Source organism: Paraburkholderia aromaticivorans, from assembly GCF_012689525.1.
In the GTDB taxonomy this organism is placed as follows: domain Bacteria; phylum Pseudomonadota; class Gammaproteobacteria; order Burkholderiales; family Burkholderiaceae; genus Paraburkholderia; species Paraburkholderia aromaticivorans_A.
Genome location: NZ_CP051516.1, coordinates 1,361,749 through 1,375,112, shown reverse-complemented (window position 1 = coordinate 1,375,112; position 13,364 = coordinate 1,361,749). Strand labels below are relative to the sequence as shown.

Annotated in this window: 9 protein-coding genes and 1 tRNA gene; 6 read left to right on the top strand and 4 right to left on the bottom strand. The window is 62.1% G+C overall.

From position 1 onward, the window contains the following. Positions 1-56: 56 nt before the first annotated feature. The 4 genes from HF916_RS34115 to acs form a co-directional block, all read right to left on the bottom strand. Positions 57-147 (bottom strand) — tRNA-Ser (locus tag HF916_RS34115). 60 nt (positions 148-207) lie between these two features. Continuing rightward, the gene (locus HF916_RS34110) at positions 208-2,226 is read right to left on the bottom strand and encodes a sodium:solute symporter family protein (protein WP_168793220.1); all 2,019 of its coding nucleotides are present in this window, start codon (positions 2,224-2,226) and stop codon (positions 208-210) included. 4 nt (positions 2,227-2,230) lie between these two features. After that, on the bottom strand, positions 2,231-2,617 hold the full coding sequence (locus HF916_RS34105) for a DUF4212 domain-containing protein (RefSeq protein ID WP_168793219.1): 387 nt from the start codon (positions 2,615-2,617) through the stop codon (positions 2,231-2,233). A gap of 148 nt (positions 2,618-2,765) precedes the next feature. Further along, complete coding sequence (gene acs / locus HF916_RS34100) at positions 2,766-4,748, bottom strand: acetate--CoA ligase (protein ID WP_168793218.1); 1,983 nt, start codon at positions 4,746-4,748, stop codon at positions 2,766-2,768. Between the two features lie 610 nt (positions 4,749-5,358). On the opposite strand from acs, the gene HF916_RS34095 reads away from it, so the two are divergent. The 6 genes from HF916_RS34095 to HF916_RS34070 all read left to right on the top strand — a co-directional run bounded on the left by HF916_RS34095 (position 5,359) and on the right by HF916_RS34070 (position 13,250). Then, on the top strand, positions 5,359-8,277 hold the full coding sequence (locus tag HF916_RS34095) for a hypothetical protein (protein WP_168793217.1): 2,919 nt from the start codon (positions 5,359-5,361) through the stop codon (positions 8,275-8,277). A gap of 627 nt (positions 8,278-8,904) precedes the next feature. After that, positions 8,905-9,516, top strand: coding sequence for a TIGR00645 family protein (locus tag HF916_RS34090; protein WP_168793216.1), 612 nt, complete (start codon positions 8,905-8,907; stop codon positions 9,514-9,516). Between the two features lie 55 nt (positions 9,517-9,571). After that, on the top strand, positions 9,572-11,095 hold the full coding sequence (locus tag HF916_RS34085; RefSeq protein WP_168793215.1) for a fumarate hydratase: 1,524 nt from the start codon (positions 9,572-9,574) through the stop codon (positions 11,093-11,095). Between the two features lie 192 nt (positions 11,096-11,287). Beyond that, positions 11,288-11,767 (top strand): bacterioferritin, encoded by a 480-nt coding sequence (bfr, locus tag HF916_RS34080; RefSeq protein ID WP_168793214.1) that lies wholly within the window; start codon positions 11,288-11,290, stop codon positions 11,765-11,767. Positions 11,768-11,910: 143 nt separating this feature from the next. Further along, entirely contained in the window at positions 11,911-12,798 is an 888-nt protein-coding gene (gene murI / locus HF916_RS34075) for a glutamate racemase (RefSeq protein WP_168793213.1), read from the top strand. A 215-nt stretch (positions 12,799-13,013) separates the two neighbouring features. Continuing rightward, positions 13,014-13,250: a (2Fe-2S)-binding protein gene (locus HF916_RS34070; RefSeq protein WP_168793212.1), complete on the top strand. Its 237-nt coding sequence runs from the start codon at positions 13,014-13,016 to the stop codon at positions 13,248-13,250. The last annotated feature ends 114 nt before the right edge of the window (positions 13,251-13,364 follow it).

The following is a 13,364-nucleotide window of genomic DNA, read 5'->3' as shown; positions in this document are numbered from 1 at the left end:
CAAGAAAACAAAAAGCCGTTGAATCCTTGCGGATTCAACGGCTTATCATTCGTTCCTGGCGGAGAGACGGGGATTCGAACCCCGGATAGGTTATTAACCTATACACGCTTTCCAGGCGTGCGACTTAAACCGCTCATCCATCTCTCCGGCGGGGAGCCGAATTATAGCAAACTTCGCGCGCCGCGCCAGACCCATGCGCGAACCGGCCTAAGGATGCCGGATATAGTCCACCAGCGCCCGCGTATAAGCGTCCGGTTTCCGGTCGATCAGGCTCACGCCGATCGCCACCAGAAACCCGGCCGGCACGCCGAATACGCCGGAGCTGATCGGCTCGATCCCGAACCACCGCGCGCCGGCGAAACCCGTCATCTGCGTGAAGAACGGGTACGTGGAGACGATGTAATAGATGCACACCACCAGCCCCGCCACCATGCCCGCCACCGCACCGAGCCGTGTCGTGCGCTTCCAGAACACGCCCAGCACCAGCACCGGAAACAGGCTCGACGCCGCCAGCGAAAACGCCGCGCCCACCAGAAACAGAATGTTCCCCGTATTCAGCGACGCCACATACGACGCAAACAGCGCCACTCCCAACAACAGAATCTTCGAGATCGTCACGCGCCGCTGACTCGACGCGTTCGGATCGACCATGTGGTAGTACACATCGTGCGACAAGGCATTGGCGATGGTGAGCAGCAAACCGTCCGCGGTGGAGAGCGCCGCGGCCAGCGCGCCCGCCGCAATCAGCCCCGACATCACATACGGCAGCCCCGCGATCTCCGGCGCGGCTAGCACGACCATGTCGGGCTGCATCTGGATCTCGCTCCAACGCACGATGCCGTCGCCGTTCGTATCGGCGAGACTGATCAGGCTCGGCTCGACCTTGCGCCATTGCATGAGCCACTGCGGCAAGTCGGAGAAGTGATGGCCGACGAGGTTGGTCAATATCTCGTACTTGATCAGCACCGCCAGCACCGGCACCGTCAGATAGAACAGCGCGACGAAGAAGAGCGTCCATCCGACGGAGCGTCGCGCCGAGGCCACCGAGGTGGTCGTGTTATAGCGCGTCAGAATATGCGGCAGGCTCGCCGTGCCGAGCGACAGGCACAGCAGCAGCGAAAGAAAATTGCGTTCGTGGATGCGCCGGTCTTCATCACTCACGGCGGGGAACGGCTCATGCATCGGCACCGGTGCGGCTGCGCGCATCAGCATTTCATCGCGTCGCTGGGTCCAGACGATCTGCGCGGCGGCGGCATCGCGTGGAAACTGTTCGAGCGCCCGCTCGCGCTCCTTGATCTCGCGCAGCGGGCCGTTATGGCGGCGTAGATCGGCGACTTCCTGCGTGAGACGCAGCTTCTCGTCGACGAACGATTGCGGCAACGTGTCGAGCCGCGTCTGCATCAACGCGGCACGCCGTCGATAGTCGTCGCGCACGGTCTGCTCGAGCGGCGCGTCGCGTACCTGCTTCTCAAGACCTTCAACGCGCTCCATCAAGCGGCCGTAGTTGAATTGCGGCACCCAGCCGAGGCCGTCCTTGTGCGCGATCATCGACACGGGAATCAGAATCGCCGCGATCAGGATGATGTACTGCGCGACCTGCGTCCACGTCACGGCACGCATGCCGCCGAGAAACGAACACACCAGAATGCCCGCGAGTCCGCAGAAGATGCCGACGGCGAAGTCCACGCCGATAAACCGCGTCGCAATCAGGCCGACGCCCTGGATCTGCGCGACCAGATAAACGAATGAACACAGGATCGCCGCCAGCGCCGCGAGGCCGCGCACGGCATTGCTCGAAAAACGCGTGCCGAGAAAATCCGGAATCGTGTAGCGCGCGAGCTTGCGCACATACGGCGCGAGCAGGAACGCGACGAGGCAATAGCCGCCGGTCCAACCCATCAGATACGCGAGACCGTCATATCCGGTCGCATAGATCGACCCGGCGAGGCCGATGAACGAGGCCGCCGAAAGCCAGTCGGCCGCCGTCGCCATGCCGTTGAACGCGGACGGCACGCGCCGCCCCGCCACGTAGTATTCGACCAGATCGGAAGTGCGCGATAGCAGGCCGATCACCGCATACACGGCGATCGGCACGAACAGGAACACATAGCCGATCCACACGCCAGGACCGGTGGTGCGCTCGATGCGCCACATCACATAGATGAAGAGCAGAAAGCCGAGTGTGTAAAGGGCGTAAGAGCGGATCAGCCGGTTCGTGAGCTTCATCGGCTCAATTTCCGCGCGCGACGGACGCGTCGGCGTCGGCGTCGGCGTCGGCGTCGGCGCTGGCGTCCGCTTCGAAGGCGCGTTGCAGCCGGCGGTCGGCACGCTGCATCAGCACGATATACACGACGATGAGCGCCAGATAGATCAGGATCGCGCCCTGTGCGCCAAAGTAGAACGGCAACCTGAAGCCGCCGACCCGCACCTGTGCCAGGGCGGGCGCCATCAGCGGCAAGGCGAACGACACGATGAAGCCCAAGGTCATCAACGTCGCGATCAACGCGAGGTTGAAGCGCCAATACTTTTGATGCGCGCGCGCCATCGCAGCCGAGACCGCGGGCGGTTCGGGCAAGGGATTGAGCGTAGCGTGAGAGGAGTGGTGCGGCGCGGCCATGCGCCTATGTATCAAAAAGCCGCCGGGCAAGCAATCGGGATTGTCCGCCCAGTGGCTTCAACAACGTGACTTCAGTGACGGCGATCTGCGTCGGAGCAGGAGCGTGTCGTTCGACACGCCCTTGCCGTCCACACCGACAAACCCAGACTCAAAGCGACTCGCCAAGTTGATCGAGAATCGCCGGGTTCTCCAGCGTGGACACGTCCTGGGTGATTTCCTCGCCCTTCGCGAGCGAGCGCAACAGGCGGCGCATGATCTTGCCCGAACGCGTCTTCGGCAGGTTCTCGCCGAAGCGGATGTCCTTCGGCTTGGCGATCGGACCGATCTCCTTGCCGACCCAGTTGCGCAGTTCGTTGGCGAGCTTCACCGCTTCCTCGCCTTCCGGACGCGCGCGCTTCAACACGACGAACGCGCACACGGCTTCGCCCGTGGTCGCATCGGGGCGCCCCACCACAGCGGCTTCCGCGACGAGCGGGTTCGACACCAGCGCCGACTCGATCTCCATCGTGCCGAGCCGGTGACCCGACACGTTGAGCACGTCGTCGATGCGGCCCATGATCGTGAAGTAGCCGGTGTCCTTGTCGCGCACCGCACCGTCGCCGGCAAGGTACAACCTGCCGCCAAGTTCCTCGGGGAAGTAGCTCTTCTTGTAGCGGTCCGGATCGCCCCACACGTTGCGCAGCATCGACGGCCACGGACGCTTCACCACCAGAATGCCGCCCTGCCCGTTCGGCACGTCCTGGCCGGTTTCGTCGACGACCGCCGCCATGATGCCCGGCAGCGGCAGCGTGCATGAACCCGGCACCAAAGGCGTCGCACCCGGCAGCGGCGTGATCATGTGGCCGCCGGTTTCGGTTTGCCACCACGTATCGACGATCGGGCAACGGCTGCCGCCGACGTTCTCGTAATACCAGATCCACGCTTCCGGGTTGATCGGCTCGCCGACCGTGCCGATGATGCGCAGCGAGGACAGGTCGTACCTCTTCGGATGCACCTTCTCGTCGGCTTCGGCGACCTTGATCAGCGAGCGGATCGCGGTCGGCGCCGTATAGAACAGCGAGACCTTGTGCTTGGCGATCATGTCCCAGAAGCGGCCGGCGTTCGGATAGGTCGGCACGCCTTCGAACACGACTTGCGTGCCGCCGAGCGTCAGCGGACCATACGTGATGTAGCTATGGCCGGTGATCCAGCCGATGTCGGCGGTACACCAGAACACATCCGAGGGCTTCCAGTCGAAGGTCCACTTCAGGGTTTGCGCGGCCCACAGCAGATAACCGCCGGTGCTGTGCTGCACGCCCTTCGGCTTACCCGTCGAACCCGACGTGTACAGGATGAACAACGGATGCTCGGCGCCGACCCATTCGGGCGCGCACTGATCCGATTCGGCCTGCGAGAGCTCGTGCATCCACAAGTCGCGCTCTTCGTTCCACGCGACCTTGCCGCCGGTGCGCTGATAGACGATCACGCTCGTGACTGCTTCGCAACCGCCCATTGCCAGCGCTTCGTCGGCGATGTTTTTCAGCGGCAAGGCTTTGCCGCCGCGCATCTGCTCGTCGGACGTGACGAGCGCGACCGCGCCCACGTCCACCAGCCGTTCGTTGAGCGACTTCGACGAGAAGCCGCCGAACACCACCGAGTGCGTCGCGCCGATCCGCGCGCAAGCCTGCATCGCGACGATGCCTTCGATCGACATCGGCATATAGATCACCACGCGGTCGCCCTTCTTCACGCCGCGCTTCTTCAGCGCGTTCGCGAAACGCGAGACACGTTGCAGCAGATCTTGATACGTGACGTTGGTGACGACGCCGTCGTCGGCTTCGAAAATGATCGCGACGCGCTCGCCGTTGCCGGCCTCGACGTGACGGTCGATGCTGTTATACGACGCGTTGATCTGGCCGTCTTCGAACCACGTGTAGAACGGCGCGTTCGATTCGTCGAGCACTTTGGTGAAGGGCGTGTTCCAGTTCAGCGTCTCGCGAGCGAGGCGCCCCCAGAAACCTTCGTAATCGCGTTCCGCCTCGGCGGCCAGCGCCCGGTACGCGTCCATGCCGGAGATCGCGGCACCTGCCGCTGCTTCAGCGGAGGGAGGAAAAACACGGCGTTCGTGAAGAACCGATTCAATCGCAGACATCGACAACCCCTTGGTGAAGATGAAACGTAAAACCTGTGCCGGCGCGCCTATCGCGCGCCATGTTGGTTGGCGCCCGAAAGTTGCGGCGGGTGTTTCCGATAGTCGTCAACCTGACTCCACTGCAACATGCACGCGAACGCTCGCCGACTTTCTAACACAATAAAGGCCGCAACTTACCTGCTACTTACGCGAAGCGGTACGGCGGCCAAGATGCGCTTTGCCCTGCCGCTTCCCATCTTCAATGTTAACCGATGCAATCCGGCGATGTCATGGCTACCTGCCTACGACAGGAGCCTGGTATCGCGATTTGGGTCGAAAGACCTAGGGTTACTCCTGGGATGGGTCGTCGTTTTCCATAGCAATCTGCGAGCGCCGAGGCGGCGCCCTGTCTAACGACACGATGCCGCTCGACTGAAATCCCGGCGACCTTCACGACAGCCGATGACGACAAGGTTCTGCGGGTTCAGTGCGATGGGGTATCGATGTAGCGCATCGAAATAGTCAGTGCCATCCGAATGCGAGTCAATTTCTATATCCCGGTACCACGTGACTCACGCGAGCCGATGGTTTCATGGTCATGACGGTGAGCGGATTGTCCTCGCACACCCTCATGACCATCATTCTTCAGGATAAGACCATGTCAATCAGCTCAATCCACGGCGCTGTACCTGTTACATCAACACCTGAATCCGATCCGGGTGAATCCTCTGCGGCATGTGCCGTCGACTCGCAGGGCGGCCCGCCGCTAGCGCCTGGCGAGCCGATCCGGCAAGCGCGCGCCGCAGGCCAGTCCTCCAGCGAATCGCCACCTGCTGCGCCCACAGCCCCAATGTCAGCGACGCAGTTCGCCTTGGCTATGGTCAGCCGATACGATGGTGGCGCGCACTCGCGCAACGAGGTCGCTGACCGGACCAACACAATAGTCACGCTGGAGACGGCAAAGTTGACGATGACCGGCCTGCCGCCGGCCCAGACCGAGATGAATCTTGATGAGATCCAATTTGCGGGCTCACTGGCGCAAATGAGCGAGGACAAACGCGAGCAGTTCGCGCAGCGCGCCAACGCGCTACGCACGGCGCCGGACAGCCAGTATGGCGAGCTGCTGTACTCGCTACAGAGCGATGTGAATGCGGAGTTCCAGCGTATCGAAGCCAACCCGGTGCTTCGTATGAACGCGGTATTCAACGCGCCGGCCGGCATTTCGATTCTGGGCGATGACGGCCAGAATCAGATGGCCGCTTTGCGCAGCGAGTACGCCAGGATGAACGCGGTCGGCGCCACACCCGCGCAGCGCGAACTGGCGTTCGCCAAAGCGAGCAACATCAAGTCCGGAATGCAGAATCAGATCCTGCAGAAGTCGCAGGACGTCTATGCGACCCAGCATAAGCTCTGGTCCGAATCCGCCGCGCGCGTCAACCAGATTCTCGAGGACGCGGAAAAGTACAGCGCTGACACGATCCAGTTGCACCACAACTCCGACGACCCGCAATGGGACACGGAAACGCGCAAGCCGGCCTACGCGAAAACGTTTCCGTACCAGTCGGTGATGGAAAAGCTGCTCTCGCCCGATGGCTACTCGCAACAGGAGCGCGGCAGATCGACGCCGCGAACCCTGTCGCCCGAGGGTCGCGTGCGCGATCTGCTCACCTTCCAGCAGGGCATGTCCGAGCTGGGCTCGGACATTCACAAACGCGTCATGAAACTTGAACAGCAGGCGCTATCGACGATGGCCCATCCCGGCCCCGATCTAACCGCTGCTAGTCCAGCCAGGACACTCAGCGAGCTGGCGGCCCATCCGCCCAGCTACGACAAAAACTACCTGCAAAACCTCGCGAGCGGCTACCAGGGGGTATTGAAGGACTTCGACCTGCAGAACCGCACGATGCTCAGGGAACCTATCCCCGGACTCGCGGACAAGATACTGTACGGAGTCGGCCGGTTTCTCGCCGACCTGTCGCCGATCCCCGGGCTGGACTGGTTCGCCAACCAACTGCTCGATGCCGAGTTCCCGGATCACGGCGGCCTGACCGATGAGCAGGTAAGGTACACGGACATGGGAGCGATGCTCTTCAGGTTGTTGATAGGCAGACGCGAACCGGAGGGCGAAGGCAGCCTGAAACCGCCGGTTCCTGGCGGGGGCGAACATCCAGTAGCCGACGCGACGCAAATCCGTGATCCGTCCGTGTCCACGCCGCAGACGGAACCAACCGGAAACGCATCCCAGGGTCAACCGGCAAGAGGCGGCGTCACCGCATCGAACCGCTTCACGCCTGGCGGGATGCCCACGGCCTATGAACTTGAAACGGTGCCGCAATTGTACGGTCCTTCCAGTACCCCAGGCGTGTATGTCGATCCGGCCAACGGTCAGAAGTTCATCCTCGCCGACGGCCGCGGCTTTCCCGTCCAGTACGACAAATCCAACGGCACCTACCGCATCTACGATCGCACTAACCCGACCCGCCCCAGCTATCCTGTTCGTATCAACCCCGCGACCGGGAAGTGGGAAATCCATCAGAATGTCGGCCTGCAAGGTGGCATGGATAACGGTAGCTCGCCGTCTTCCGGAAGCCAAAGCCCGCCGCCTCCAATCGCTTTGGAAGATCCGCCGTTCTCAGATACATTCCACGTTTCCACACCGCCGGGTGGCAACCCTTCGCCCGCCATGCTGGAAACGCTGGACCCAAACACATGGCATTCCGCCGCCGGCGGGGGGATCGATAACCCCGCGTTCATCCAGCGATACCGGGACGCTTTCAACGCGTTGCCCTCGGAGCAGCGACGGGCCATCCGGGACTGGACCCACCTCGACGTCGGCGGCGACAGCGACAGCGACGGCTATTCGACCGACACCAGCTATCAAGGCATCAATTACGAGCTGAACCAGCAGTTGTACAGCCGTGTCCATGAAGCTGAAACTGGCGAGAATGCCCGCCTGTTGGCGGAAGGCCTCAACACCCTGCCGAAACCCGAAGGACAGAGTCGCCTGCTGCGCATCGCCGACGTCGCCCCGGACTATGCGACCAGGTTTAAGCCGGGCGATTACGTGACCAATTCGCCGGCTTTCATGTCCGCGTCGACGGGAAGTGAATATGCGAATTCCGCTTTGAGAGACCAGATGGCAGGGCATGGGCCCGATCATCCAGTCGCGCTCTACGAGATCCAGGCACAATCGGCGACGCCATTCATCACGGGCGTCACCACGCTGGCGGATGGGGAAAGCGAATGGCTTTTCAGGCCGAACACCATATTCAGAGTCGAGGAAATCGCCACCGCTACGCCGAACGACGCCGGTGGAACGCCTCGCATTGGCATGCGCCTCGTGCAGGTGCCTTTCACGCAACCGGTCTACGCGAAGAACCTCCACACGGGCGATCAGGAACTCGTCTATCCCGCGGGAATGCAACCGGTCTACACGCCGCTTCAGCCGACCACCAATCCGCCGCTGCAGCCGCCGATTCCGCAGCATCCAGACTCGCCTCCGGCGCCGACGGCCGGCGATCCGAACGCTCCGGGTCCGTCACACGCTTGAGCAATCGGCACGACGGATCGTGGCGTCGCACGAGCCGCGGAGGGGGATCGATGTTTATACGGCGGTCGCCCATTCGTTCCCATTCCGGTACGTGCGTATCTGATCCGTCGCGGCAAGGACGGCGCCGGTGCCGCACCGTCGCCGTCCGTTCAGCCAGGACCGGTTAGCGCCGCTTGACCGAGCAAGCAGCCAGCCGCTGCGGACTGTCCGCAACGGTTGGCTGTCATTGGCGCAGTCAACCGTGGGAAGTCACCGCCCCTTGCTCGCGGTCACGCAATCCCCGCGCGCCGCGTTGGGCGACCGACTAGCGGCTCCGCGCGCGCTCCATCCCTGCTCCAATTGGCGAGCTGGCGACGCGATACCCGCTTGAATCTGACAACCGCGACGCGCCCCCGGCCCACTCGCCACCCTGCCCGCCGCAACGCAGCAAGTTCACCTGACGCTGTACAATGGCGCGCCTGACGCGGGCTTTTCCGGTCTTCCCTGGCCTTGCACCGCGCCGTCCGCGCCTGGTTTGCGTGCCCGATCCGCCGCGTGTGTACCGAGTGCCGTGCATGCCGGGCCGGCGCATTTAGTCCGCGCATTTAGTCCATGTTCCGTCACCTGCGTTTCATCTGACTCTTGCCCATGTCCGCTCCGCGATCCGACTCCGCCCATCAGCGCCGCCCGATGCGCCCGATCCCTGCCATCATTTTCATGAGCCGCTGGCTGCAGTTGCCGCTCTATCTGGGCCTGATTGTCGCTCAAGCCGTCTACGTCGTGCTGTTCCTCAAGGAAGTCTGGCATCTCGTCACGGCGTCCATGACGCTCGACGAAACCAACATCATGCTGGTCGTGCTCGGCCTGATCGACGTGGTCATGATCTCGAACCTGCTGATCATGGTGATCATCGGCGGGTATGAGACGTTCGTGTCGCGCCTCGGCGTCGAGGGTCATCCGGACGAACCGGAATGGCTCGACCACGTGAACGCCGGCGTGCTCAAAGTCAAATTGTCGATGGCGCTAATCAGCATCTCATCGATCCATCTGCTGAAGACCTTTATCAGCCCGGATCAGAACTCGACGCATACGGTCATGTGGCAGGTGATCATCCACGTCGCATTCCTCGTCTCGGCGCTCGTGATGGCGCTGGTCGACCGCCTCACCACGCATACGTATCCGAAGCATTTCGAAGAGCCCGCGGTGCTGCACGCCGTGGGCTCCGTCAAAGGTTCCACTCCCCTGAAGGCGCACGACTGACCCGCACTGCCCCGCGTGTCGGAAAACAAGCGCCACTGTCCCCACTGAGCTAGCCATGACCGTCATCAAACAGGAAGATCTGATTCAGAGCATTGCTGATTCGCTTCAGTACATCAGCTACTACCATCCGCTCGACTACATCCAGGCACTCGGCCGCGCCTACGAGCTCGAACAGAGCCCCGCCGCGAAAGATGCCATCGCACAGATTCTCACCAACAGCCGCATGTGCGCCGAAGGCAAGCGCCCGATCTGCCAGGACACCGGCATCGTCACGGTGTTCGTGAAGGTCGGCATGGACGTGCGTTGGGACGGTGCGACGATGGGCGTCACCGACATGATCAACGAAGGCGTGCGCCGCGGTTACCTGAACCCGGACAACGTGCTGCGCGCGTCGATCGTGAGCCCGCCGGAAGGTGGCCGCAAGAACACGAAAGACAACACGCCGGCCGTGATCCACTACGAGATCGTGCCGGGCAATACGGTCGACGTGCAGGTCGCGGCCAAGGGCGGCGGCTCGGAAAACAAATCGAAGTTCGCGATGCTGAATCCGTCGGATTCGATCGTCGACTGGATTCTGAAGACCGTGCCGACCATGGGCGCGGGCTGGTGCCCGCCGGGCATGCTCGGCATCGGCATCGGCGGCACCGCTGAGAAAGCGATGGTGATGGCGAAGGAATCGCTGATGGATCCGATCGACATTCAGGACGTGATCGCACGCGGCCCGCAGGACTGGATCGAAGAGTTACGTGTTGAACTGCATGAGAAGGTCAACGCGCTCGGCATCGGCGCGCAGGGTCTCGGCGGCCTCGCCACCGTGCTCGACGTGAAGATCATGGCCGCGCCGACGCACGCCGCGTCCAAGCCGGTCGCGATCATCCCGAACTGCGCGGCCACGCGTCACGCGCACTTCACGCTGGACGGCTCCGGCGTTGCCAAGCTCGAAGCGCCGTCCCTCGACGCATGGCCGAAGGTGCAGTGGGAGCCGGACACCGAGAAGAGCAAGCGCGTCGATCTGAACACGCTCACGCCGGAAGAAGTCGCTGCGTGGACGCCGGGCCAGACGCTGCTGCTGTCGGGCAAGATGCTGACGGGCCGCGACGCGGCTCACAAGCGCATCGCCGATATGCTGGCCAAGGGCGAGAAGTTGCCGGTCGACTTCACGAACCGCGTGATTTACTACGTCGGCCCGGTCGATCCGGTGCGCGATGAAGCCGTTGGTCCCGCGGGCCCGACCACGGCAACGCGCATGGACAAGTTCACCGAGACGATGCTGTCGCAGACCGGCCTGATCTCGATGATCGGCAAGGCAGAGCGCGGCCCGGTCGCCATCGAAGCGATCAAGAAGCACAAGGCCGCGTATCTGATGGCCGTGGGTGGCGCGGCGTACCTCGTGTCGAAGGCGATTCGCAGCGCGAAGGTTCTCGCGTTCGAAGACCTCGGCATGGAAGCGATCTACGAGTTCGACGTGCAGGACATGCCGGTGACGGTGGCCGTCGATTCGAACGGCACTTCCGTTCACCAGACCGGCCCGAAGGAATGGCAAGCAAAGATCGGCAAGATTCCGGTCGCGACGGTTTGATCGGTATTGACGTCCGCTGAATGATTTAAAGCCGGGGCCTAAAACTCCGGCTTTTTTTATGATGAAATGAGAACGGTACGCATCACGCGAAAAACCCTCTGAAATCAAGCGAAAATCTGTTTTTTTGCCTTGGCTTTTTGCGTTTCGCCGTTTATTGTTCTGGGAAATTCAAAGCCCCTACAAGGACACACCATGCAAGGCGACAAGAAGGTCATCGAATATCTCAACTCGCAGTTGAAAAACGAACTGACCGCCATCAATCAGTACTTCCTGCATGCGCGGATGTATAAGCACTGGGGTCTCGAGAAACTCGGCAAGCACGAATACGACGAGTCGATCGGCGAGATGAAGCACGCCGACTGGCTCATCGAACGTATTTTCATGCTTGACGGTCTGCCGAATCTGCAAGACCTGCACAAACTGCTGATCGGTGAGGAAACGAAAGAAATCCTCGAATGCGATTTGAAGCTCGAACAGATTTCGCAGAGCACCTGTAAAGAAGCGATCGCGTATTGCGAATCGGTGCGCGATTTCATCTCGCGTGAAATCTTCACGAAGATTCTCGACGACACCGAAGAACATATCGACTGGCTCGAAACGCAAATCGACCTGATCGGCAAGGTCGGCATCCAGAACTACCAGCAAACCGCAATGGGCTCGGTCGAGTCCTGATCGACCCACGCTGCACCCGCCCGCGCGCCGTTCATGGCTCAGCTTATTTGCGATGACCCACGCCGCGCGGGCGATATACTTGCGCACCTTCCCGTTCTTCCGAGTATCCCTTGAGCGCTGTGCCGCACGCGTCCTCTTCGTCTATGCCCGCAGAATCACCGTCCGCGAATACAAGATTGGTCACGTCTGGCGCCGGATCGCGCGCGTCGGTCGGCATTTTCGATTCGGGGCTCGGCGGATTGTCGGTGTTGCGGGCGGTCCGGGCACAACTGCCTGACGAAGCGATCCTGTATGTCGCCGATTCGCTCTACGCCCCCTACGGCGAGCGCGACGACGACTTCATCACCGACCGCACGCTCGCGATTGGCGAATGGCTCGTCGAGCAAGGCGCGAAGGCGCTGGTGGTCGCCTGCAATACGGCCACCGCGCAGTCGATCGCGCTGGTTCGCGAAAAGCTGCCCATTCCTTTGGTCGGCGTCGAACCCGGCGTCAAACCCGCCGCGCTGCAGTCGAAAACCCGTGTCGCCGGCGTGCTCGCCACGCAAGTGACGCTGCGCAGCGCCCGCTTTCAGGCGCTGCTCGAACGCTACGCCACGGATTGCCGCTTTCTCTGCCAGCCGGGCCACGGGCTCGTGCAGGCCGTGGAACGCTGCGACGTCGGCTCCGCCGAGTTACGTGCGCTGCTGCGCGGCTACCTGCAGCCCATGCTCGACGCGGGCGCGGATACGCTGGTGCTCGGCTGCACGCACTACCCGTTTCTCGACGCGGCGATCCGCGACATCGTCGGCGACCGGCTGATGCTGATCGATACGAGCGTCGCCATTGCGCGGCAACTGGAACGCGTGCTCGATCAGCACGGCTTGCGCGCTGTGCCGGAAAACACAGCCACTGTTCTGCCCCGCTTTTATTCCACTGGCGACGGCACCCATCAGCAACAACTGGCAACGACCCTGCTTCATATCGACGCGATTGTCGAACAGGTGTCGATCCCCTCGCGCCGCACAGCAGCGCCGAACTCCCAAGCCGCTTAAACTGCCGCCCAAGCGCCGTTTTTGGCCCATTACGTGGTCTTTGGCGGCCTTTTTATGCCATTCCCCGCGCCGCCGGCCGCGGGCACAAGATTCCGCCGCATAGACGAAACCCTTCTAAGAGTCTGGTTTTGTTACAAAAAATCACGCAGGACGCTTGCCAAACGGCCCAAACAAAATGATAATAATTCGCATTAACGTTAGCTATGACGCCCACCATGATTGTCTGTGTCTGCAAGTCTGTTTCTGACCGAAAGATCCGTGCTTCGATCGAGGACGGCATGGATTCGTTCGACGAGCTTCAGTTCGAACTCGGCGTCGCGTCCTGCTGTGGCAAGTGCGCGGATTCCGTGCGCGACGTCATGATGAAAAGCGGCGTCTGCGCGAGCCGCTGTGGTTTCGAGCATCACCCTCAGGCCGTACCGCTGACGTTTTACGAACGCAAGGCGGCCTAAGCCAGCTTTCACGGCGCGGCTCGCCCCGCGTCCCGGGGCGCCCGGCGCCCAATGCCTTTCTCGCTGTTCAAGCGTTATCCCACTGCCGTCAGCAAGCCAGTATTCGTACCAGCC

Excerpts from the sequence above, each read along its gene's own strand:
- bfr (WP_168793214.1), top strand. The coding sequence starts at position 11,288 with ATGCAAGGCGACAAGAAGGTCATCGAATATCTCAACTCGCAGTTGAAA.
- acs (WP_168793218.1), bottom strand. The coding sequence starts at position 4,748 with ATGTCTGCGATTGAATCGGTTCTTCACGAACGCCGTGTTTTTCCTCCC.
- HF916_RS34085 (WP_168793215.1), top strand. The coding sequence starts at position 9,572 with ATGACCGTCATCAAACAGGAAGATCTGATTCAGAGCATTGCTGATTCG.
- HF916_RS34090 (WP_168793216.1), top strand. The coding sequence starts at position 8,905 with ATGTCCGCTCCGCGATCCGACTCCGCCCATCAGCGCCGCCCGATGCGC.
- murI (WP_168793213.1), top strand. The coding sequence starts at position 11,911 with ATGCCCGCAGAATCACCGTCCGCGAATACAAGATTGGTCACGTCTGGC.
- HF916_RS34110 (WP_168793220.1), bottom strand. The coding sequence starts at position 2,226 with ATGAAGCTCACGAACCGGCTGATCCGCTCTTACGCCCTTTACACACTC.
- HF916_RS34095 (WP_168793217.1), top strand. The coding sequence starts at position 5,359 with ATGACCATCATTCTTCAGGATAAGACCATGTCAATCAGCTCAATCCAC.
- HF916_RS34070 (WP_168793212.1), top strand. The coding sequence starts at position 13,014 with ATGATTGTCTGTGTCTGCAAGTCTGTTTCTGACCGAAAGATCCGTGCT.
- HF916_RS34105 (WP_168793219.1), bottom strand. The coding sequence starts at position 2,617 with ATGGCCGCGCCGCACCACTCCTCTCACGCTACGCTCAATCCCTTGCCC.